At 71.8% G+C, this 22,005-nt stretch carries 18 protein-coding genes and 2 pseudogenes; 10 read left to right on the plus strand and 10 right to left on the minus strand.

The window, feature by feature from the left end; translation table 11 throughout:
- Positions 1-15: 15 nt before the first annotated feature.
- Positions 16-1,386: an APC family permease gene (locus ACZ5XZ_RS32985; RefSeq protein ID WP_468984818.1), complete on the minus strand. Its 1,371-nt coding sequence runs from the start codon at positions 1,384-1,386 to the stop codon at positions 16-18.
- Positions 1,387-1,471: 85 nt separating this feature from the next.
- On the opposite strand from ACZ5XZ_RS32985, the gene ACZ5XZ_RS32990 reads away from it, so the two are divergent.
- Together ACZ5XZ_RS32990 and ppgK are read left to right on the plus strand one after the other, a co-directional pair.
- Positions 1,472-2,464, plus strand: coding sequence for a 4-hydroxy-3-methylbut-2-enyl diphosphate reductase (locus tag ACZ5XZ_RS32990; RefSeq protein WP_468984820.1), 993 nt, complete (start codon positions 1,472-1,474; stop codon positions 2,462-2,464).
- A 60-nt stretch (positions 2,465-2,524) separates the two neighbouring features.
- Positions 2,525-3,265: pseudogene (gene ppgK / locus ACZ5XZ_RS32995) on the plus strand (polyphosphate--glucose phosphotransferase); the annotation flags it as partial.
- Here the strand turns inward: ppgK and ACZ5XZ_RS33000 are convergent.
- Positions 3,198-3,986 (minus strand): DUF6542 domain-containing protein, encoded by a 789-nt coding sequence (locus ACZ5XZ_RS33000; RefSeq protein WP_468984923.1) that lies wholly within the window; start codon positions 3,984-3,986, stop codon positions 3,198-3,200. The pseudogene ppgK and the gene ACZ5XZ_RS33000 overlap by 68 nt on opposite strands.
- Positions 3,987-4,393: 407 nt before the next feature.
- Between ACZ5XZ_RS33000 and ychF the strand changes: the two genes are divergently transcribed.
- The gene (ychF, locus tag ACZ5XZ_RS33005; RefSeq protein WP_468984822.1) at positions 4,394-5,482 is read left to right on the plus strand and encodes a redox-regulated ATPase YchF; all 1,089 of its coding nucleotides are present in this window, start codon (positions 4,394-4,396) and stop codon (positions 5,480-5,482) included.
- Positions 5,483-5,607: 125 nt separating this feature from the next.
- On the opposite strand, the pseudogene ACZ5XZ_RS33010 reads toward ychF, so the two are convergent.
- The 3 genes and pseudogenes from ACZ5XZ_RS33010 to ACZ5XZ_RS33020 form a co-directional block, all read right to left on the minus strand.
- Positions 5,608-6,095 (minus strand): annotated as a pseudogene (locus ACZ5XZ_RS33010) (Uma2 family endonuclease).
- A gap of 169 nt (positions 6,096-6,264) precedes the next feature.
- The gene (locus ACZ5XZ_RS33015) at positions 6,265-6,528 is read right to left on the minus strand and encodes a type II toxin-antitoxin system RelE family toxin (protein ID WP_468984824.1); all 264 of its coding nucleotides are present in this window, start codon (positions 6,526-6,528) and stop codon (positions 6,265-6,267) included.
- Positions 6,521-6,790, minus strand: a complete 270-nt coding sequence (locus ACZ5XZ_RS33020) for a type II toxin-antitoxin system Phd/YefM family antitoxin (protein WP_468984825.1) — start codon at positions 6,788-6,790, stop codon at positions 6,521-6,523. The genes ACZ5XZ_RS33015 and ACZ5XZ_RS33020 overlap by 8 nt, the downstream gene beginning before the upstream one ends.
- A gap of 228 nt (positions 6,791-7,018) precedes the next feature.
- Here ACZ5XZ_RS33020 and ACZ5XZ_RS33025 point away from each other — a divergent pair, with 228 nt between their 5' ends.
- A complete protein-coding gene (locus ACZ5XZ_RS33025; RefSeq protein ID WP_468984827.1) occupies positions 7,019-7,798 on the plus strand; it encodes a nucleotidyltransferase domain-containing protein in 780 nt (259 codons plus the stop codon).
- Between the two features lie 692 nt (positions 7,799-8,490).
- On the opposite strand, the gene ACZ5XZ_RS33030 is transcribed toward ACZ5XZ_RS33025, so the two are convergent.
- Complete coding sequence (locus ACZ5XZ_RS33030; RefSeq protein ID WP_468984830.1) at positions 8,491-9,240, minus strand: PIG-L deacetylase family protein; 750 nt, start codon at positions 9,238-9,240, stop codon at positions 8,491-8,493.
- 326 nt (positions 9,241-9,566) lie between these two features.
- Here ACZ5XZ_RS33030 and ACZ5XZ_RS33035 point away from each other — a divergent pair, with 326 nt between their 5' ends.
- The 6 genes from ACZ5XZ_RS33035 to ACZ5XZ_RS33060 all read left to right on the plus strand — a co-directional run bounded on the left by ACZ5XZ_RS33035 (position 9,567) and on the right by ACZ5XZ_RS33060 (position 16,825).
- Entirely contained in the window at positions 9,567-10,319 is a 753-nt protein-coding gene (locus tag ACZ5XZ_RS33035; protein WP_468984831.1) for a GntR family transcriptional regulator, read from the plus strand.
- A 376-nt stretch (positions 10,320-10,695) separates the two neighbouring features.
- The gene (locus ACZ5XZ_RS33040; protein ID WP_468984833.1) at positions 10,696-12,399 is read left to right on the plus strand and encodes an APC family permease; all 1,704 of its coding nucleotides are present in this window, start codon (positions 10,696-10,698) and stop codon (positions 12,397-12,399) included.
- 244 nt (positions 12,400-12,643) lie between these two features.
- Complete coding sequence (locus ACZ5XZ_RS33045) at positions 12,644-12,823, plus strand: SPOR domain-containing protein (protein ID WP_468984835.1); 180 nt, start codon at positions 12,644-12,646, stop codon at positions 12,821-12,823.
- A 51-nt stretch (positions 12,824-12,874) separates the two neighbouring features.
- Complete coding sequence (locus ACZ5XZ_RS33050) at positions 12,875-13,300, plus strand: (deoxy)nucleoside triphosphate pyrophosphohydrolase (protein WP_468984838.1); 426 nt, start codon at positions 12,875-12,877, stop codon at positions 13,298-13,300.
- 225 nt (positions 13,301-13,525) lie between these two features.
- Entirely contained in the window at positions 13,526-13,987 is a 462-nt protein-coding gene (locus tag ACZ5XZ_RS33055) for an ATP-binding protein (protein WP_468984840.1), read from the plus strand.
- Between the two features lie 171 nt (positions 13,988-14,158).
- Complete coding sequence (locus tag ACZ5XZ_RS33060; RefSeq protein ID WP_468984926.1) at positions 14,159-16,825, plus strand: SpoIIE family protein phosphatase; 2,667 nt, start codon at positions 14,159-14,161, stop codon at positions 16,823-16,825.
- A gap of 19 nt (positions 16,826-16,844) precedes the next feature.
- Here the strand turns inward: ACZ5XZ_RS33060 and ACZ5XZ_RS33065 are convergent, their stop codons facing one another.
- The 4 genes from ACZ5XZ_RS33065 to ACZ5XZ_RS33080 all read right to left on the minus strand — a co-directional run bounded on the left by ACZ5XZ_RS33065 (position 16,845) and on the right by ACZ5XZ_RS33080 (position 21,936).
- Positions 16,845-18,290 (minus strand): amidohydrolase family protein, encoded by a 1,446-nt coding sequence (locus tag ACZ5XZ_RS33065; RefSeq protein ID WP_468984842.1) that lies wholly within the window; start codon positions 18,288-18,290, stop codon positions 16,845-16,847.
- Positions 18,254-19,072: a succinate dehydrogenase/fumarate reductase iron-sulfur subunit gene (locus tag ACZ5XZ_RS33070; protein WP_468984845.1), complete on the minus strand. Its 819-nt coding sequence runs from the start codon at positions 19,070-19,072 to the stop codon at positions 18,254-18,256. The genes ACZ5XZ_RS33065 and ACZ5XZ_RS33070 overlap by 37 nt, the downstream gene beginning before the upstream one ends.
- Complete coding sequence (locus tag ACZ5XZ_RS33075; RefSeq protein WP_468984847.1) at positions 19,069-21,033, minus strand: fumarate reductase/succinate dehydrogenase flavoprotein subunit; 1,965 nt, start codon at positions 21,031-21,033, stop codon at positions 19,069-19,071. The genes ACZ5XZ_RS33070 and ACZ5XZ_RS33075 overlap by 4 nt, the downstream gene beginning before the upstream one ends.
- A 75-nt stretch (positions 21,034-21,108) precedes the next feature.
- Positions 21,109-21,936: a hypothetical protein gene (locus tag ACZ5XZ_RS33080; RefSeq protein WP_384432271.1), complete on the minus strand. Its 828-nt coding sequence runs from the start codon at positions 21,934-21,936 to the stop codon at positions 21,109-21,111.
- Positions 21,937-22,005: the final 69 nt, after the last annotated feature.

The following is a 22,005-nucleotide window of genomic DNA, read 5'->3' on the forward strand; positions in this document are numbered from 1 at the left end:
GCCGCCACCTCGCCCTCAGTCCCCGCCGCCGGCCCGCCCCCGCGCCCCGTACTGCACCGCCAGCACCACCAGCCCCACCGCCATCCAGACCCCGCCCACGATCCGCGCGGTCGCGGACGCCGCCACGACCACCGCGACCACCACGGCGAGCCCCAGCAGCGGCACCACCACATGCCGCGGCACGCTCGGCTCCCGCGCCCCCTCGCGGATCCGGAACCAGCCGATCACCGACGCGTGCAGCAGCCCGAACGCGGTCAGCGCGCCCACGTTGACGATCGACGACAGCTGGTCGAGCCCGTCGTCCCGGCGGGCCGCCCACACCGCCGCCACCAGCGTCACCGCCGCCGCACCCAGCAGCGCCCGGCGCGGCACCCCGCTGCCCTCGTCCACCTTCGACATCGCCCCCGGCAGCCGCCGGTCCCGGGCCATCGCGAACAGCAGCCGCCCGGCCGCCGCCTGCCCCGCCAGCGCCGCGAACGCCGCCCCGATCGCCTTGCTGGCCGCCACCAGCTTCTGCAGCCACTCGCCCGCGGCAGCCTGCGCCGTCACATAGAAGGCGTCCCCCTGCCTCCCCGGATCGGCCGCCAGCCCGGCCGCCGGCATCGGGGCGAGCAGCGCCGCCAGATACGTCTGGACGGCGAACAGCACCCCCGCCACCACCAGGCAGGTGAGCACCGCCCGCGCCACCCGCCGCGCGCCTCCCGCGGACTCCTCCGCGAACGACGCGATGGCGTCGAAGCCCAGATAGGACAGCACCGCGACCGACACCGCCGACAGCACCGCGCCCATCGAGAAGGCGCCCTCGCCGGTGAACGGCGCCGTCCAGCTCCGCTGCGCCCCGTGGACGAGCAGCGCGTAACCGGCCGCGACGACGAAGACCACCAGCACCGCGATCTCCATCGCCAGCACCGCGAAGCCCACCCGGGCCGCCACCTGTACGCCCCACAGGTTCAGCAGCGTCGTCGCCACCACCGCGAGCGCCGTCCACACCCACTGGTGCACCGACGGCACCAGCGCGTGCAGCGCGATCCCGGAGAACAGATACGCCACCGCCGGAATCAGCAGATAGTCCAGCATCGCCATCCACCCGGCGACGAAGCCCGCGCCCTCGCCCAGCCCCACCCGGGCGTAGGTGTAGACCGAACCGGCCTGCGGGGCGACCTGCACCATCAGGGCGTAGGAGTACGCCGTGAACGCCATCGCCAGGGTCGCCACCGCGTAGACGACGACGATCGCCCCGTGCGACTTCGCCTGCAGCGTGCCGAAGATGCCGACCGGCGCCATCGGGGCGATGAACAGCAGCCCGTAGACGATCAGGTCCCGGAACGTCAGCGTCCGCCGCAGCGATCCCGCCCCCGCCTCCCCCGTCCGCCGCTGCGACGCCACCGATGCCTCCTTGCGAAGTCCGGCCCTCAGTCTGGGACACGGGCGCGATCTTCCGGGGCACAGGCGCGGCCTTACGATGGACCGCATGACTGCTACGCCCGGCCCGCCCACCAGCCGCAAGGTCCTGCTCGCCGCCCCCCGTGGCTACTGCGCGGGCGTGGACCGCGCCGTGATCGCTGTCGAGAAGGCCCTCGAGCAGTACGGCGCCCCCGTCTACGTACGCCACGAGATCGTCCACAACAAGTACGTCGTGAAGACCCTGGAGAAGAAGGGCGCGATCTTCGTCGAGGAGACCGAAGAGGTGCCCGAGGGCAACATCGTCATCTTCTCGGCCCACGGGGTCGCACCGGTCGTCCACGAAGAGGCCGAGCGCGGCAAGCTCGCCACCATCGACGCGACCTGCCCCCTGGTCACCAAGGTGCACAAGGAAGCGATCCGCTACGCCAAGGAGGACTACGACATCCTCCTGATCGGCCACGAGGGCCACGAAGAGGTCGTCGGCACCAGCGGCGAGGCTCCCGAGCACATCACCCTGGTCGACGGCCCCGACGACGTCGCCAACGTCGAGGTCCGCGACCCCGACAAGGTCGTCTGGCTCTCCCAGACCACGCTCTCGGTCGACGAGACCATGGAGACCGTCGACGCCCTCAAGGGCCGCTACCCCAACCTGCTCTCCCCGCCCAGCGACGACATCTGCTACGCCACGCAGAACCGCCAGACCGCGGTGAAGCAGATGGGCGCCGAGGCCGACCTGGTCATCGTCGTCGGCTCGAAGAACTCCTCGAACTCGGTCCGCCTCGTCGAGGTGGCGCTGGGCGCCGGCGCCCGCGACGCGCACCTCGTCGACTACGCCGAGGAGATCGACGAGACCTGGCTGGAGGGCGTGAGCACGGTCGGCGTCACCTCCGGCGCCTCGGTCCCCGAGATCCTCGTCCACGGCGTCCTGGACTGGCTCGCCCAGCGCGGCTACGAGGACGTCGAGACCATCACCGCCGCCGAGGAGTCCATCGCCTTCTCCCTGCCCAAGGAGCTGCGCCGCGACCTGCGGGCCGAGGCGAAGGCGGCCACCGAGGGCTGACCCGCGGTCGGATCCGCCGTCTCCCGGGCGGGCGGCCCCCTCGGCGCCTAGCCTTTTCCCATGAGGGTCTTCGGTGTGGACATCGGCGGATCGGGCATCAAGGGCGCTCCGGTGGATCTGGAGCGCGGCGAGCTCGTCGACGCGCGCTACAAGGTACTGACCCCGCACCCGGCCACCCCGGACGCGGTCGCGGACTGCGTCGGCCAGGTCGTGGCGCACTTCGGGTGGTCGGGGCCGGTCGGCGCGACCTTCCCCGGCGTGGTCACCGGCGGTACGACCCGGACCGCCGCCAATGTCGACAAGGGCTGGATCGGCACCGACGCCGGCGCGCTGCTCACCGGCCGGCTGGGCGGCGGGTCCGGCACCTGCCCCGTCACCGTCCTCAACGACGCGGACGCGGCCGGCCTGGCGGAGATGCGCTTCGGCGCGGGCCGCGGGCGGGCCGGCACGGTCATCGTCCTCACCCTCGGCACCGGCATCGGCAGCGCCCTCTTCATCGACGGCCGCCTCGTCCCCAACACCGAGCTCGGCCATCTGGAGCTGCACGGCCACGAGGCCGAGAAGCGCGCCTCGACCAAGGCCAAGGAGGACGAGGAGCTGAGCTGGCAGCACTGGGCACGCCGGGTGCGCAAGTACCTCGCCCATCTGGAGATGCTCTTCTCGCCCGAGCTGTTCGTGATCGGTGGCGGGGTGAGCCGCAAGGCGGAGAAGTTCCTGCCGCTGATCGAGGGCATCAGGGCCGAGATCGTGCCGGCTCAGCTTCAGAACAACGCGGGGATCGTGGGGGCCGCGATGGCTGCGTACGCCGCTCGGGCTGGTGGGACACCCGCCGCGGACGGCTCCCCGTCCGAGGCCCGCCACGCTCCGCCGTCCGCCTGGCCGGCCGCTTCGGCGGCCCGTACTGCCCGTTCCGCGGTCGACTCGCCCGTCGGCTGGCCCGACGCCGCGCGATGACCAGCGCGCGGCGGACCATGGCGATCAGCGCGCAGACGAGCGTGCCGGCGTAGAGCCAGCCGGCGTTCAGCGCGAGGACCGTGAAGACCCCGGTCACCACCCCGCCGACCCCCTCCCCGCCGTGCTGGATCGGCAGCGCCCCGACCGCGAAGGCGATCGGCACGGTGACCGGCGCGCAGATCAGGTCGTACGGCCTGACCCAGAACGCCGCCGCCACGCTCACCAGCAGGAAGAAGAAGCCGTACGGGGTCTGCGCGCCGCCCAGGAGCAGCCGGTCCAGGTACGCGAACGCCAGCAGGGTCAGCGTCGCCAGCAGCCAGCACCCCAGGCCGGTGAGCTTGGCGGCCGGCATCCGGTGCGGCAGCAGCGTGGCCGGGGCGGCCGCGGGGCGGGGCCGGGCCCGGTAGACGGCCGAGGATTCGGCGCCCTCCGGTGGGGCGGCGGCGCGCTCGGGCGCCCGGGGCGTCGGGGCCGCCCGGGTGGGGCCGCGGGCGGCCCCCGCCTGTGCCGGGCCCCGCACCGGCAGGGGGGCCGAGGCCGGCACGGACGCGAACCCGGAGGCCCGCATCGCGGAGAGAAAGGCGTCGTCGGGGTCGGCGGCCACGGCCTCCGCGGGGCGCGGGAGCCGGGTGCCCGTGTCGGTGGCCGGGTGTGCGGACCATGACGGTCCGTGCTGGGGGGTGCGCGCTTCGTGTTGCTCCACTCGCCAACGGTAGGCCGCTAAGTGGGATTAACCGGTTACGGGACACGCGCTTTGTTCCGACCTTGGGACTTCGTTCGCCGCGGGGCCCGGAGCGGGGCCCGAACGCCGGCCGCGGCCCTGGAGGGGGCCGGGCGCGGGCGCGGTCCCGGTGGCGGCCGCTCGCGCCCGGCCGCCCCGTAGACTGGTTGATCGGCCCCTCCCGGGACCGGGCACCCGGACCCGGAGCGGCCGCCCACCCCACCACCTCTGCCTTCGGAAGTCGAGTCGCCACAGTGTCGCTCACGATCGGAATCGTCGGTCTGCCCAATGTCGGCAAGTCGACCATGTTCAACGCCCTGACCAAGAACGACGTGCTGGCGGCCAACTACCCGTTCGCCACCATCGAGCCGAACGTCGGCGTCGTCGGAGTCCCCGACCCCCGCCTCGCCAAGCTCGCCGAGATCTTCGACTCGCAGAAGATCCTCCCGGCCACCGTCGACTTCGTCGACATCGCGGGCATCGTCCGCGGCGCCTCGGAGGGCGAGGGCCTGGGCAACAAGTTCCTCGCGAACATCCGCGAATCCGACGCGATCTGCCAGGTCATCCGCGCCTTCAAGGACGAGAACGTCGTCCACGTCGACGGCAAGGTCTCGCCCAAGGACGACATCGAGACCATCAACACCGAGCTGATCCTGGCCGACCTCCAGACCATCGAGAAGGTCCTTCCGCGCCTGCAGAAGGAATCCCGCATCAAGAAGGACGTCGCCCCCAAGGTCAAGGCCGTCGAAGAGGCCAAGGCCATCCTGGAGAAGGGCGACACGCTCTTCTCGGCGGGCATCGTCCAGGGCTCCGGCAACGAGGAACTCCTGCACGACCTGCACCTCCTCACCACCAAGCCCTTCCTCTACGTCTTCAACGTCGACGAGGACGAGCTGACCGACGAGGACTTCAAGAACGAGCAGCGCGCCCTGGTCGCCCCCGCCGAGGCGATCTTCCTCAACGCCAAGCTCGAGGCCGACCTCGCCGAACTCGACGAGGACGAGGCCCTCGAACTCCTCCAGTCCGTCGGCCAGGACGAACCGGGCCTGGCCACCCTCGCCCACGTCGGCTTCACCACCCTCGGCCTGCAGACCTACCTGACGGCCGGCCCCAAGGAAACCCGCGCCTGGACCATCAAGAAGGGCGCCACCGCCCCCGAGGCCGCCGGCGTCATCCACACCGACTTCCAAAAGGGCTTCATCAAGGCCGAGGTCATCTCCTTCGCCGACCTCGTCGAGACCGGCTCCGTAGCCGACGCCCGCGCCGCCGGCAAGGCCCGCATGGAGGGCAAGGAGTATGTGATGCAGGACGGGGATGTGGTGGAGTTCCGGTTCAACGTGTGAGCGGGTGAAGCAACACCGTCGCTGAGCGGACGAATACGCAGCTCGGAAAGGGTCGGACTGTCTCCAGTCCGACCCTTTCGCATCCCCGTGCCGACTGGGTGCCGACTGGGAATCGCCTCGCGGTGTCAGCCCGGCCGGCCCGGCGCCAGCTTGTCGAGATCAAGGCTGATCCCGAAGGGCACCGGACGCCGGAGTGAGCCTCGGAAGATACCGGCGGGCGCGTACCTACGGGTCGGTTCATCGAGCTCGTAGACATGCACGACCGGTGCGCCGTCCTCGTCTTCGATGCACCAGTAGTGCGGGATGCCGGCCTCGGCGTACTTGCGGAGCTTGACGGTGCGGTCCCGGTGGGCGGACTCGGGGGAGACGACCTCGATGACGAGCCGCACCTCATCGGGTGCGAACCAGGTCCGGTCACCGTCGAAGTCGGCCGTCGTGACCAGCAGGTCCGGCTCGGGCCGGTTGCGCTGATCGAGCTTGATGGTCATCTCGCGGCCAACTCTGGTGCCCGCGGGTGCTCGGTGTGGCGTGGTGCCTCGGGGAGGCGGTCCAGGTCCTCCGCGAACCAGCCTTCCGCGCGCGGCGGGCGCATCCAGTCGGGCAGTGCGGTCATGGCTCAACCGTAGCGATTCGGTGAGACCCGGGCCACGAGATCGTCGACGGTGCGATGACCCGTCCTACGGCTGTACGGACCAGGTCTGCCACCCGTGCTGGTTCCGTGCTGACTTCGCCGCCCCTGTGCCGCGTAGGTGCTGGATTTTCTGACGCGGGGCCAGCGGTGATCAGCTCTCGTAGACAGCGGAGCGGTGTCCGAGGTGAACGACCCAGATCACCAGTTCCCCGTTGCCGATCGTGTAGATGATGCGGTAGTCGCCGATACGCAGGCGGCGGCGGTCAGGCTGGGACACGAGTGCCGTCGTGTTGAAGCCGAGGGGATCGCTCTCCAGCTCGGTCAGTTTGGCCAGGATGCGCAGCGCCATGTCGCGAGGGATCTTCCGGAGTTCGGCCTGCGCCTCGGGCCGGAAGACGGTTCGGTACTCACTCACTGCGCGCCAGCGTCTCCCTCATGACGTCCTCGATCGGGATGCCGGGTGCCGGGTTGGCCATGCGCTCGTCGATGATCCGATTGATCTCGCGCTCTTCCCACTCCTGGTACTTGCGCAGTACCTCGATGGAGACGACGGCGGCGACCTCCTTGCCTCGGCGCGTGATCACCGTGGGCAGGTCGTCGCGATCGGCACGCTCCACGACCTCGGCGAGGTGCGCGCGCACGTCGCGGATGGACTCTGTGGGTAGCGGCTGTGTCATGCGCCCAAGGGTACCGAGTGTCGCATGTGTACACAACGCGACGCCGGAACCCACGTTCCCGCAGGTGGGAGCGCGGTGGCCGACGCTCCGGTTCGACGCGCCATGGAGTGCCGAGTGCCCGTCGCTGCAGACTGGGCCGTTATGACGACCAGCGCCGACGAAGCTCCTGGTGACCCCGTCGCCGGACGGCCTGCCGCACCCGCCGTACCCGACGGAGCCGCGCCTGGTATGACCGGGGACCCGGCCACCGACGGACTCCTCCGCCGGTTCGCCGAGGCCCTGGGGCCGCCCTTCGTGCCGCTCGCCGCGCTCTGGGTCCACGGTTCGATCGCCGAGGGCACCGACTACCGTCCCGGCCGCAGCGACCTCGATCTGGTCGCCGTGCTCGACCGGCCCTGCACCCCCGAGGAGGAGCGGCGGCTGATCGGGCTCCATGAGCGACTGGTGCGGGAGCTGCCGCTCGCGCGCGGGCTGCACTGCTCGTACCTCCCCGCCGCCGGGCTGGACGATCCGGCCCGGGAGCATCCGGTATGGGCCCACCGGGAGTACTACGCCCGGCCGGTCAGCCCGGTCGCCAGGCGGGAACTGCACGCGTTCGGGCGGGTGCTGCACGGTCGGCCGGTCGCCGGACTGCTGCCCCCGGTGACGGATCGTCAACTCGCCGACTTCATCGTGGCCGAGCTGCGGGAGAGCCTCGCCGGCCTCGCCGCGTCGCGCAGTGAACTGCTGCTCCAGGACGGCTGGCTGGACTACGCCGTGCTCACCGTGGCCCGGATGCACATCACCCTGCGGGACGGCCGACTGATCACCAAACGCGAGGCCCTCGACGTGCTCGGCACCGAACTCGATGCCCCCGGGGAGCTCGTGGCGGACATCTGCCGACGTCGATACGGGGACGCCGTGGACGGTGCGGGGCGGGGGGGCGAGGCCTGGCGGCGCCGGAGGGCGGGGCTGGCGGCCCGCTTCCTGGGACCGGTCGTCGGGCGGCTGCTCTCCTCGTACGGATAGACCACCCAGCCCGGCCGCGACGGGACCCGCCAACCGGCAGGGGGGCCGGGCCGAGCGGGGACCTGACGTGTGTGGCCGGTGATGGGGTGGAGCTGGCTGTGCGGGATTACGGCGGGGCTGGTTCCGCGGTGTTGTTGTTGCATGGGGCGGGGCGGGGCGGACGTTGGCGGACTGGGAGCGGGTCGCACCGCTGCTGCCGACACGCCCGCCGCGGTGAACCTCGACGGGCACGGGATGGGGCGGGCGGAGCAGTACGTGGGTCCGGACGCCGCCTCTGTGCGCGAACGGCTGGGGGAGGTAAGGAAGTTCGCGGAGGAGGCGGGTGGACGGCCCTTCGATGCGATGTGGCTGCGTTGGACGGTGTGTACGGGTATCAGGCGGCTATGGCGGCGCAGTTGGGTATTTCCGGCGAGTTCATGGCGGCGGGGGTACGGCGGTCCTTGGCGGAGACGAGCTGGCGCGGACGCAGCCGCAGGTGACCGTGGCGGGGGTGGACGGGACCCACGCGCTGGCGCTGGAGCGGCCGGAGGAGGTGGCGGAGCTGGTGGCCGGATTCGTTGCGGGGGTCGTGGGGCCGGTCCGCTGTTGATCCACGGAGAGTGGGAGGTAAGCGGTGCGTACCGGAGGTAAGCGGTACGTACGCCGGGGCGAGTGGCACGCCTTGGTGAGCGGCCCCCGCCTCATGGGCACCCCTACCGCGGAAAGACCTGGAAGAGCGTCGTCGGGCGGCCCCGGTAGCGTTCGCCGCCGGTGCGCAGGGTTTGTTCGATGAAGGTGCGGGCGTAGCTGTGCGGGTCCTGGTCGGGGCCGCCGAGGCCCCTGATGTACGTGGCGTGCGCCGCCAGTGAGGCGACCGCGCGGTCGATGTCGGGGCCGACCTCGGCGGCGTGGGTGGGGTGGGGGGAGCCGGCCACGGCGACCCAGCGGACGCCGTTCCAGGGCGCCAGGCCGCGCGCGTCGGCCAGCTCGGGGAAGATCCAGCGGTTGCCGGCGTCGCCCGCCGCGTCCAGGACGGCGCGGCCGACCACCCGGTGGTCCGGGGTGTTCCACTCCACCCCGCCCCAGGTGTCGTGGTGGTTGAGGGTGATCAACAGCTCGGGGCGGTGGCGCCGGATGGCCGCGGAGAGGTCGCGACGCAGCGCCGTACCGGCCTCGATGACGCCGTCGTGGTGGTCTTCGAGGAACTCCACGGTGTGCACGCCGACGAGCGCGGCGCCGGCCCGCTGCTCGGCCTCGCGGATGCACCCGCACTCCGCGGGTGCCAGTCCGTCGATGCCGGCCTCGCCGCGGGTCACCAGCAGGTAGCTGACCTCGCGTCCGGCGGCGGTCCATTCGGCGATGGCGGCCGCGGCGCCGTACTCCAGGTCGTCGGGGTGGGCGACGACGGCGAGGGCGCGCTGCCACTCCTCGGGCATGGGGGAGAGGCCGGGTTCGGCGGGCATGGGCGCCTTCCTTCCCTTCCGGTGCACCTGCTTCCGGGCCGGTGCCGTGGGGTGAGCGGTCCGTGCGGTGGAGCGGGTTCCGCTGCCGGGCGGTCCCGTTGCGGGCTGGTCCGGGTCGATCGTGACATGAGCGGGCGGCGCTCTCCGGGAGGTGGGGCGTGGGGTGTGGGTGAGGTGGGGATATAGGGGGCTGGTGGGGTCCGTGCGCGCTCCCCGGGTGGCTGAGCTGGGTTTCATCACATCAGGTGAATATCTGGCCCAAGGTTGCGGTCGGCAACGCGCCGTTGCCACGCTGTTGCTGACTGTCAAGCTGTTGGGAGGGGCACGTGCCTTTCGGTGAGCAGCCCGCGTACCTCCGCGTCGCCGGCGACCTGCGCCAGAAGATCGTCGACGGGGTGCTGCCGCCGCACACCCGCCTCCCCTCCCAGGCCCGTATCCGCGAGGAGTACGGGGTCTCGGACACCGTCGCCCTGGAGGCGCGCAAGGTCCTGATGGCCGAGGGCCTGGTCGAGGGCCGCTCGGGCTCGGGCACATACGTGCGCGAGCAGCCCGTCCCGCGCCGTATCGCCCGGGCCGGATTCCACGCGGTCGGCGGCTGTACGCCCTTCCGTCAGGAGCAGACGGACGAGCGGGTGCGCGGCACCTGGGAGTCCAACAGCGAGCAGGAGGCGGCCAGTTCGACGGTCTCCGCCCGGTTGCGCGTTCCGCCGGGGGCCAGGGTGATGCGCACCCGCTATGTCTTCCGGGCGGAGGGCGAGCCGGCGATGCTCTCCACGTCCTGGGAGCCCCTGGAGGTGACGGGGCGGACGCCCGTGATGCTGCCGGAGGAGGGGCCGCTGGCGGGGCGCGGGGTGGTCGAGCGGATGGCGGCCATCGACGTGGTGGTGGACAACGTCGTCGAGGAGGTCGGGGCGCGGCCCGCGCTGGCCGAGGAGGCCATGGCGCTGGGCGGGGTGCCGGGGCATGCGGTGCTGGTCGTCTCGCGTACGTACTTCGCGGGCCGCCGGCCGGTCGAGACCGCCGATGTCGTCACGCTCGCGGACCGGCATCGGGTGGCCTACCACCTGCCGGTGAAGTAGCCGGGCGGCCCGCGAGGCCGCCCCCTGCCCCTGCCCCTGCCCTGGCCCTGCCCCTGCCCCTGCCCTGGCCCTGCCCCTGCCCCTGCCCTGGCCCTGCCTCTGCCCCTGCCGTGGCCGCTCCGCCTCCGCCTCCGTATCCGTCTCCGTATTCGCCCTCCCGGCGGCCGTACTGGATCCGTGGCGGCTTTCAGTCTCCAGTCCGATGTCCCTTTTGCTCTGATATGCCCGTGAATGTTGGCTGGATCTTGGTGTTGGAAACCTCACAGACCCTCAGCTGGGCGGGAGTTTTGGCCAGCAGCGGGAAGCCGATCTTCGGATTCGCTCTTACGATGGCGAAGTTTGTGCACGGCACGGGGGAAGACCAGGAGACCAGCACGTGAGCACGACGAAAACCCAGGGTGCGGAGCAGGGTTCGCATTCGAATTACCGGCGGTCCCTCGGGACCATCGCCCTGACCGCGACGGGCCTCGGGTCCATCATCGGCTCCGGCTGGCTCTTCGGGGCCGAGCGGGCCGCCGCCATCGCCGGTCCGGCCGCGATCCTGGCCTGGGTCATCGGCGCGCTGGTCGCGCTCACCATCGCGCTCACCTACAGCGAGCTGGGTGCGATGTTCCCGAAGGCCGGCGGCATGGTCCGCTACGGCCAGTACTCGCACGGCTCGCTCGCCGGCTACCTCGCGGCCTGGGCCAACTGGATCGCGATCGTCTCGGTCATCCCCGGTGAGGCCACCGCCTCGGTCCAGTACATGAGTTCCTGGGACTTCGGCTGGGCGAAGGCGCTCTACGACGGCAAGGAGCTGACGGGCACCGGTGTCGCGCTCGCCAGCGTCCTGCTGATCTTCTACTTCTTCCTCAACTGGTTCGCCATCTCGCTGTTCGCGAAGACCAACACCGCGATCACGGTCTTCAAGGTCGTGGTGCCGGTGCTGACCGCCAGCGCGCTGATGCTGGCGCACTTCGACACGGACAACATCACCGGCAACGGCGGCTTCACCCCCAACGGCTGGAGCTCGGTCTTCACCGCGGTCGCCGTCTCCGGCATCGTCTGGGCCTACAACGGCTTCCAGTCCCCGCTGAACCTCGCCGGCGAGGCCCGCAACCCGGGCAAGTCGCTGCCCAAGGCCGTCGTCTGGTCGATCCTGATCGCGCTGGTCATCTATGTCGCGCTGCAGGTCGCGTTCCTGATGGCGGTCCCCGGTGACAAGCTGGGCGCCAGCGGCGGCTGGGCCGGCCTCGGCTACAACTCGCCGCTCGCCGACCTCGCGGTCGCCTGGGGCCTGAACTGGCTGGCGCTGCTGCTGTACGCGGACGCCTTCGTCTCGCCGTCCGGCACCGGCATGATCTACGCCGCCACCACCTCGCGCATGATCCACGGCGTGCAGGAGAACGGCCATCTGCCCGGCGTCTTCGGCAAGGTGGACAAGAAGACCGGCGTGCCGCGCCCGGCGCTGCTGCTCAACCTCGTGATCGCCTTCCTCTTCCTCGCGGTCTTCCGCGGCTGGGGCTCGCTCGCCGAGATCGTCTCGGTCGCCACCGTCATCTCGTACATCACCGGCCCGGTCGCGGTGATGTCGCTGCGCCGCATCTCGCCGGACCTCACCCGCCCGGTCAAGCTCCGGGTGATGCCGATCATCGCGCCGGTCGCGATGGTCTTCGGCTCGCTGGTCCTGTACTGGGGCCGCTGGCCGCTGACCGGCAAGGTCATCCTGATCATGGCCGTCGGACTGCCGGTCTGGGCCTGGTACGAGATCGGCAAGCCGCTGACCCAGGGCCGCAAGCCGTGGGCCGGGCTGCGCCCGCACCTGAAGGCCGGCGCCTGGATGGTGGCGTATCTGCTGGTCATGGCCGCGGTGTCGTACATGGGCGGCAAGGAGTTCGGCGGTAAGGGCTACCTGCCCGCGGGCTGGGACATCGTCGTGGTCGCCGTGATCGGACTGGCCTTCTACTACTGGGGCGTGCGCAGCTCGTGGCGCAACCCGTCGCTGGTCCAGGTCGAGGCCGAGATCCGTGCGGAGGAAGAGGCCGCTGCGGCGGACGCGGCCGGAGAGGCCGAAGGGGCCAAGGCGTCCGTCGGGGCCTGAGTCAGCCTGGCGTCACGCCTCGCAGTTTCGTACATACGCCCGGCTCTTCGGGCGAAACCGGCCACTCGCAGGCCGCTTCCGGTACGCCGGGGGCCCGCGGGTGGCCGGTTCGGTACCTCTTTGTGTAAATCCATATCCGGTGCGTAAAGGTCGGGCGTACGCTCGGGCATATGCGGATTGCGATTTCGGCATCAGCAGACGAGGGGCGCGTCACGACGCGCTGTGTGGCGGACGGAGGGGCGCAATGACCGAGGGTGGAGCCGCGCTCCCCTGGCTCGTCATCCGCCAGGACGAAGGGGGCAACCGGTATCGCGTCGGCCGCTATGCCACCCGGGCGGAGGCGGAGCGGGTGGCCGACCGGCTCGATTCGCCGGGCCGGCGGCAGCTCTACGTGGTCGAGAAGGTCGACCATGCGGCGACCTGAGGGGCGGCGGGCGAGAAGCGGGACGAAGGCGGGGGACGTAGGCTGCCGCGCATGACGACGGTGCGCGTAGTAGTGGGCGGAGCGGTGTGCCAGGGCGGGCGGCTGCTGGCCGCACGCCGCAGCGCACCGCCCGCGCTGGCCGGCCGCTGGGAGCTGCCCGGCGGCAAGGTGGAGGACGACGAGACGCCCGAACGGGCGCTGGAGCGCGAACTGCGTGAGGAGCTGGGCGTCGAGGCGGTGGTCGGGGAGCGCATCCCCGGGGAGTGGGTGCTGCGGCCCGGCTACGTCCTGCAGGTGTGGACGGCCCGGCTGGCGTCCGGTGAGCCGCGGCCGCTGCAGGACCACGACGAGCTGCGCTGGCTGCTGCCCGGCGAGGAGTCGCAGGTCGACTGGCTGGATCAGGACCGCCCGGCGGTCGCCGAGGCGATGCGCAGGCTGGTCGCCACGGCCGGGATCCCGGGCGTGCGATCCGCTTGAGCGCGCGCGGCCGCCCGCCCGCCCTGGCTCGCGCCCCGTGTGCCTTGGCTCGTTCGCCGCGCACGCATGACCGCCCGCCGGGCATGCGCAGCCCCACCGTTCCCATATGCGCCATTTGCGGCACGGTGCACCGTTGGCGGCGATACTTCGACCTCGATACCGGGTATGTCCAGATTGACCCCTTCAATGCGGGCAATCCGACGGGGATGCCATCGGGGTTGGGATGTGATCGGCGTGAGCGACAGCGCAGCGGCAGGCGTCCCGGAACCCGGCTCCGGCAGTGTCCGCAAGCGCGGCAGGGCCACCGGTTCACCGATCGCCGAATGGAGCTTTCCGGCCGACCCCGGCGCGGTGCGCACCGCCCGCACGATGGTCCGCCGGGTGCTGGACGACTGGGGACTGAACGGCGCCACCGACGTAGCCGTACTACTCGTCAGCGAGCTCGTCACCAACTCCCTGCGCTACGCCAGCGGACCGATCGGCGTCCGCATGGTGCTGCTGAGCTCCGGCGGGCTGCTCGTCGAGGTCTCCGATCCGCTGCCCGACCCGCCGCAGGAGCGCACAGCCGCCCCGGACGACGAGGGCGGGCGCGGATTGCAGCTGGTCGCGTGCAGTTCGCGACGCTGGGGGACCCGGCGTGGAAAGAGTGGCAAGACAGTGTGGTTCGAGCTGTCGGTGGCTGGTTAGGAGACATGTGGAGTCCTGATCGTTGCCATTTCATCGACATTTTGTAGATGGCCTGCGATCGAGACTGTGCTGTGATCGTGAAGACCGTGTTCCGGATAGCCGAGGTGCTGGATACTCAGGCTGGTCCGGTCCGGGCACGATGAGCTGGAGGGGACGGGGCTCGTGAGCGAGATGTCATCTGGCGGGGCAGAACCCGCACAGACCGAGGGTCAGGGTGGTGCGGACGGGCCCGGTGACCCAGGTGGGCGTTCCTACGCCCGCGACCTGCACGGTCCGCCCGTATGGCAGAGCAGCCGGCCCGGCTCGATCTACGACTACATCAGAGTGGCCTCCTTCTCGCTCGGCCCCGACGGGCGGATCGACCAGTGGAGCGAGCGGGCCGAGCAGATGCTCGGCATCCCCGCCCGCTACGCCATCGGCAAGGACCCCATCGAGGCGTTCGTCCCCAGCGAGTTCCGCGAGACCGGGCACCGCAAGGTGTCGGAGATCCTCGACGGCCGCGAGTGGACCGGCCTGGTGCCCTACCGCAGGGCGGAGGGCGGACCGGCCGACGGGCTCGCCGAGATCTATGTGATGCCCTCCCACGACGAGGCCGGGCAGCGCGCCGCGGTCTGCATCGTCGTCGATGTCCGGGCGCTGCGCGGCATCGAGACCGACCTCGCCGCCTCACAGGCCGTTTTCGGTCAATCCCCCATGGGCTTCACCCTGTTCGGCACGGACCTGAAGCTGCTGCGGGTCAACGAGCGCTTCGCCACGGTCTTCGGCGGCCCCGCCGCCAAGTACCGCGGCCGCACCCCGCACGACTTCCTGCCGCGCCCCGAGGCCGAGCGGATGACCGCCGCGCTGCGCCGCGTCCTGGAGACCGGTGAACCGGTCACCGAGATGCAGCTGGTGGGGGCGGTGCCCGGCGAGGAGGAGCGCCGCCGCTGGTCGGTGTCGCTCTACCGGCTGCACGGCGCCAGCGGCCGCCCCATCGGCGTCGCGGCGCTGGCCGCCGACGTCACCGGCCGGCGCCGGGCCGAGCGCGAGGCCGCCAGCGCCCGCCGCAACCTCGCCCTGCTCAACGAGGCCGGCGCCCGGATAGGCAACTCCCTCGACCTGGAGACCACCGCCCGCACTCTGTTGGACGTCGCCGTCCCGCAGTTCTGCGATCTGGCGTCGGTGGACCTCTACCAGGGCCTGCTGTCCGGCGACGAGGCGCCGCCCGGCATGAGCGACGGCAGTGCCGAGCTGCGCCGGGTCGCGTTCGCCAGCGCCGTCTCCGACGCCCCGTTCGCCAGTGCCACCGGCGGCGCGCCCCAGGACCCGCCGGTCGCCGTCGGCGCCGTCCACCGCTACCCCTTCAACTCCCCCTGCGCGGCCGCCCTGCGCACCGCCCAGGCGCAGATCATCCCGGGCCGGGAGAGCGACGACGGGCCGGAGCTGGGCGCCGTGGTGCACTCCACGCTCGTCGTCCCCATGGTCGCCAGGGACACCGTCGTCGGGCTGGTGCAGTTCTCCCGCGCGAAGGGCAGCGAGCCGTTCGGGGAACGCGACACCGCCCTGGCCGTGGAGCTCGCGGCGCGCGCCGCGGTCTGTATCGACAACGCCCGCCTCTACCGCCGCGAGCACGAACGCGCGCTGATCCTGCAGCGCAGCCTGCTGCCGCCCGGCGACCCGGAGGCGGCCGGCCTCGACATCGCCTGCCGCTATCTGCCCGGCACCACCGCGACCGAGGTCGGCGGCGACTGGTTCGACGTCATCGAACTCCCCGGACACCGCACGGCGCTGGTCGTCGGCGACGTCATGGGCCGCGGGCTGCGCGCCGCCGTGGCGATGGGTGAACTGCGCACCGCCGTAAGGACGCTGGCGCTGCTGGACCTGGAGCCGGCCGAGGTGCTCTCGGCGCTGGACGAGATCGCCCGCGGGCTCGGCGGCAGCGGCGACGGCCGGTCCGCCGGGCGCGCGTCCCGCGGCCGGTCCGGTGCCGCCGGCGCGCCGGAGCCGGGCCGCTCCGCCCGCACCGCCGACCTCTCCGAGGTCTACCTCGCCACCTGCGTCTACGCCGTCTACGACCCGGTCACCCGGCGGGCGACGTTCGCCAACGCCGGGCATCTGCCGCCGGTCGTGGTCGAGGAGGGCGAGGACGCGCTGCTGCTCGACGTACCGCCGGGGATGCCGCTGGGCGTCGGGGGCGAGCCGTTCGAGGAGATCGAGGTGGAGCTGCCGGACGGTGCGCTGCTGGCCCTGTACACGGACGGGCTGGTGGAGTCCCGCCACCACCCCCTCGACGAGGGGCTGCAGGCGTTCCGGGCGGCGCTGTCGGGCGCCGACCGCCAGCTGGAGGACGCCTGCGACCACGTCCTGAGCGCCCTGGACACCTCGCACGGCGAGGACGACATCGCGCTGCTGATGGCCCGGGTGCACGGGCTGCCCAAGGACTCGGTGGGCGACTGGAACCTCGCGCCGGAGGCCCGTTCGGTGGCCCGCGCCCGTGAGCTGGCCCGCGACCAGCTGACGGACTGGGGCCTGCAGGGGCTGGTCGACACCGCGGAGCTGCTGGTCAGCGAGCTGGTGACGAACGCGCTGCGGCACGGCCACGGAGAGATCCGGCTGCGGCTGCTGTTGGACCGCACGCTGGTCTGTGAGGTCTGGGACGCCGATCTCGCCCAGCCGCGCCGCCGCCGTGCCCGGGACACCGACGAGGGCGGCCGCGGACTGCAGCTGGTCGGTCTGCTCAGCGAGGGCTGGGGCAGCCGCCGCACCCCGCGCGGCAAGACCGTATGGTTCGAACTCGCCCTGCCCGACGGGGAGTCGACGGGCATGGACCCCTCGGAAGCGCTGCTGAGTCTGTTCTGAGGCCCGCGCCGGGGCGGCGTCAGGCGGCGGCGCGCAGGTTCGCCGCCGCCCGCTCCGCCTCGCGGACCACCCGCGCGGTGTCCACCCCCACCAGCTCACCGCGCGCCTTGCGCAGCCGCCCGTCGACGAAGACCTCGCTGACGTTCGGCGGCTGCCCGTTGAGCACGATCTGGCTGGTCCAGTCGAAGCGCGGGGCGAAGTTGAGGGTGCCGGGGTCCAGGACGACGACGTCGGCGCGCTTGCCCGGAGTCAGCGACCCGACCCGGTCGGCCATGCCGATGCACTCCGCACCGCCCAGCGTCGCCATCCGCAGCACCGCCGGGATCGTCGGATGGACCCCCGCGTCCTCGTGCCGGGCCCGCTGGAGGCCGACCGCCGCCTTCATCAGGTTGAACATGTCCGAGGTGTCGTTGGTCCCGCCGTCGTGGCCGAGCCCGGCCCGTACGCCGTGCCGGTGCAGCGCGGGCAGCGGCGCGATGCCCGAGGCCAGCCGCATGTTGCTGAGCGGGCAGTGCGCCACCCGGACGTCGTGCTCGCCGGCCAGTGCGACCTCCCGGTCGTCGAGGTGCACCGCGTGGTTCATCAGCAGGTCCGGGCCGAAGGCGCCGACCTCCCGCAGCGCGCGGACCGGATCGTCCGCGCGGTCCGCGCGGCACTCCAGCACATGGCAGTTGAGCATCACGCCCAGTTCCCGGGCCAGCTCGTGGAACTGGCGCAGCTCGGCGCGGACCGACATCCCGGCCTGCGCCGACACCTGCGCGGAGGCCAGCGGCAGCGGGTCCAGGAAGTCCTTCTTGACCCGGGGGATCAGCTCCCGGGCGGCGGCGTGCTGGGCCGCCGCGTAGACGAACCGCACCCCGGCGTCGTCCAGCGCCCGGACGTAGGCCCCGGCGGTGTCGTAGGGGAGGGGGTGGACCCAGTCGACGACGGTGGTGACGCCCGCGCCGAGAGCGTCGAGCGCGGCCAGACGCACGAAGCGGTACATGTCCCGGGGGCCGATCCTCGACAGCACATGTCCGTTGCAGCCGGACAGCCAGCCGCTCAGGTCCCGGTCCGCGCAGCCGCCCCGGATGCTGGACTGCCACAGGTGGTTGTGCAGATCCACGAAACCCGGCAGCACGATCCTGCCGCCGGTCTCCAGCACCCGGGCACCGGGCGGTGCCTCCAGGCGCCGTCCGACGGCGGCGATCGTGCCGTCGCGCAGCAGCAGGTCGACGCCGTCCTCCAGCGCGCCCAGGGGGCCCGCGCCGAGACCGGGGTCCATGGTGAGCACCAGATCGGCGCCGCGCAGCAGCGTCGGCCGCCCGCCGCCCGGGGCCTTCGCGTCGCCGGCGGCCCGGTCGTCGGACTCGGGCACGCCGGCCGCCGCGGCGAGCGGAAGGCCGCCGATGCCCGCGAGCACCGTGCGCCGTCCGATCCGCGGGGAGGTCATTCCGTACGGCGCCGGATCTTGTTCCCGAGCCACACCAGCGGGTCGTACTTACGGTCCGCGGCGCGCTCCTTCAGCGGGATCAGCGCATTGTCGGTGATCTTGATGTGCTCGGGGCAGACCTCCGTGCAGCACTTGGTGATGTTGCAGTAGCCCAGCCCGTGCTCGTCCTGCGCGGTGCTCTTGCGGTCGATGCCGGACGCCGGCGCCGCGTCCAGCGGATGCATGTCGAGCTCGGCGATCCGCATCAGGAAGCGCGGGCCGGCGAACGCCGCCTTGTTCTCCTCGTGGTCCCGGACCACATGGCAGGTGTCCTGGCACAGGAAGCACTCGATGCACTTGCGGAACTCCTGCGAGCGGCCCACGTCCTCCTGCTGCATGCGGTACTCGCCGGGCGCCAGCTCCGCGGGCGGCACGAACGAGGGGATCTCGCGGGCCTTGGTGTAGTTGAACGACACGTCGGTGACCAGGTCGCGGATGACCGGGAACGCCCGCATCGGCGTGACCGTGATCGTCTCCGTACGGTCGAACACCGACATCCGGGTCATGCACATCAGCCGCGGCCGGCCGTTGACCTCCGCGCTGCACGAACCGCACTTGCCCGCCTTGCAGTTCCAGCGCACCGCGAGATCCGGGGCCTGGGTCGCCTGCAGGCGGTGGATGATGTCCAGCACCACCTCGCCGTCGTGCACCTCGACCGTGAAGTCCTCAAGGCCTCCGCCGCCGGTATCGCCCCGCCACACCCGGAAGTGCGCCTGGTAGGCACCGGACTTCCCCGGCCCCTCCGCCGCCTCGGATACCGTCTGCTGCTCGCTCACCGGCTCAGCTCCTCGTCCGTCAGATACTTCGCCAGCTCGTCCTTCTCGAACAGCTCCAGCAGATCGCGGCGGATCGGCGGCATCTCCCGCCGGGAGAGCCGGATCTGTCCCAGCGCCGGGTCCGCGGCCCGGGAGTCGCCCTGCGGGTCCGCGAGCCGGCAGACCAGATTGATGTTGCGCCAGCTGCGGTCCATCGCCGGGTAGTCGTCGCGGGTGTGCCCGCCCCGGCTCTCCTCGCGCTCCAGCGCGGACCGGGCCACACACTCGCTGACCAGCAGCATGTTCCGCAGGTCCATGGAGAGATGCCAGCCCGGGTTGTACTGCCGGTGCCCCTCGACGCCGGCCCGCCGGGCCCGCACCCGCAGATCCGCGAGCCGTTTGAGGGCCTCGTACATCTCGCCCTCCTTGCGGATGATGCCGACCAGGGCGTTCATCGCCAGCTGGAGCTCCTGGTGGAGGGTGTACGGGTTCTCCGCCGGGCCCTTGGCGTGCCCGGTGCCGTCCGCGCCCTCGCCGGCCTCGGCGCTGAAGGGGCGCAGCGCCTCCGCCTCGGCGGCGTCGATCTGCAGCGGGTCGACGGTGGGCCGCTCGGTCAGCGCCGCCGTGTACTCGGCCGCGTGCAGCCCCGCCCGGCGGCCGAAGACCAGCAGGTCGGACAGGGAGTTGCCGCCCAGCCGGTTGGAGCCGTGCATCCCGCCGGCGACCTCACCGGCCGCGAACAGGCCCGGTACGCCGGTCGCCGCCGCGGTGTCCGGGTCCACATCGACCCCGCCCATCACGTAGTGGCAGGTCGGCCCGACCTCCATCGGCTCGGCGGTGATGTCCACGTCCGCCAGCTCCAGGAACTGGTGGTGCATCGACGGCAGCCGGCGCTTGATCACCTCGGCCGGCATCCGGGTCGAGACGTCCAGATAGACCCCGCCGTGCGGGGAGCCGCGCCCCTCCTTGACCTCGGCGTTGATGGCGCGGGCGACCTCGTCGCGGGGCAGCAGCTCGGGCGGGCGGCGGTTGGTCTCCGGGTCCTCGTACCAGCGGTCGCCCTCCTCCTCGGTCTGGGCGTACTTCTCCTTGAAGACGTCGGGGATGTAGTCGAACATGAAGCGCCGGCCCTCGCTGTTGCGCAGCACCCCGCCGTCGCCGCGTACGGACTCGGTGACGAGGATGCCCTTGACCGACGGCGGCCAGACCATGCCGGTGGGGTGGAACTGGACCATCTCCATGTTGATCAGCGGTGCCCCGGCGAGCAGCGCCAGCGCGTGCCCGTCGCCGGTGTACTCCCAGGAGTTCGACGTCACCTTGAAGGACTTGCCGATGCCGCCGGTGGCCAGCACCACCGCGGGGGCCTCCAGGACGAAGAAGCGGCCGGACTCCCGCTCGTAGCAGAAGGCCCCGGCGACCCGGCCGTCCGCTTCCGGGCCGCGCTCCTTGAGGACGCGGGTGACGGTGCACTCCTGGAAGACCTTCAGCCGGGCGTCGTGGGCGCCGAACTCCCGCTCGTCCTCCTGCTGCAGCGAGACGATCTTCTGCTGGAGGGTGCGGATCAGCTCCAGGCCCGTACGGTCGCCGACGTGCGCGAGGCGCGGGTACTCGTGGCCGCCGAAGTTGCGCTGGGAGATCCGGCCGTCGGGCGTGCGGTCGAAGAGCGCGCCCCAGGTCTCCAACTCCCATACCCGGTCGGGTGCTTCGCGGGCGTGCAGCTCGGCCATCCGCCAGTGGTTGAGGAACTTCCCGCCGCGCATGGTGTCGCGGAAGTGGACCTGCCAGTTGTCGTGCTCGTTGACGTTGCCCATGCTGGCCGCGATACCGCCCTCGGCCATCACCGTATGGGCCTTGCCGAACAGGGACTTGCAGATCACGGCCGTCCGCATACCGGCCTCGCGGGCCTCGATGGCGGCGCGCAGCCCGGCGCCGCCCGCGCCCACCACGACCACGTCCCATGCCTGCCGGTCCACATGCGCCATCGGGGGCACACCTTTCCTTGGAGAAGCTGCCGTCGGGACGGCTGCCGCAGGGGCAGCCGCCGTCGCAGAAGTCGGTCAGAAGAAGCGGGGGTCCGAGAAGGCCCCGCTGGCCAGCAGGAAGACGTAGAAGTCCGCCAGGGCCACGCTGATCAGGGAGGACCAGGCGAGCAGCATGTGCCGCTCGTTGAGCCTGCCGACCCAGCCCCACATCCGGTAGCGCACCGGGTGCTTGGAGAAGTGCCGCAGCCGGCCGCCGATGATGTGCCGGCAGGAGTGGCAGGAGAGGGTGTACGCCCAGATCAGCACGATGTTGGCGAGGAAGACCAGGGTGCCCAGACCCATGTGGCCCCACTCGTAGTGCGCGTCGCGGAAGGTCAGCGCGGTGTCGTAGGTCAGCACCCCGGCGACCAGCACCGCGAAGTAGAAGAAGTAGCGGTGGACGTTCTGCAGGATCAGCGGGAAGCGGGTCTCACCGGTGTACTTCTTGTGCGGTTCGGCGACCGCGCAGGCCGGCGGCGAGGCCCAGAAGCCGCGGTAGTAGGCCTTGCGGTAGTAGTAGCAGGTCAGCCGGAAGCCCAGCGGGAAGATCAGGATGAGCAGTGCCGGGGACAGGCCCCACCAGCTGCCGACGATCTCCCAGTTGGGGCCGCCGCGCATGGTGTGGCAGTTCTGCGCCAGGCACGGCGAGTAGAACGGCGAGACATAGGGCGCGGCGTAGTAGTCGGCGTTCGCGAACGCCCGCCAGGTCGAGTAGACGATGAACGCGAGCAGTCCGGCGGCGGTGCCGGCCGGCGCCAGCCACCAGCGGTCGGTTCGCAGATGGCGGGCGGGAATGGCGGCGCGCGAGGCAGTGTGCACACCGCTCGCGCCCGTTTGCGATGAGGGTTCGGTGCCAGTGGCCAACGTCGGTCTCCGGGAAGGGCGCCCCGTCCGGAAATGCTGGTTCCGCAAACGCTTTCCGTCGGGGCGGCA

The sequence above is a fragment of the Streptomyces sp. NPDC033270 genome (assembly GCF_055576575.1).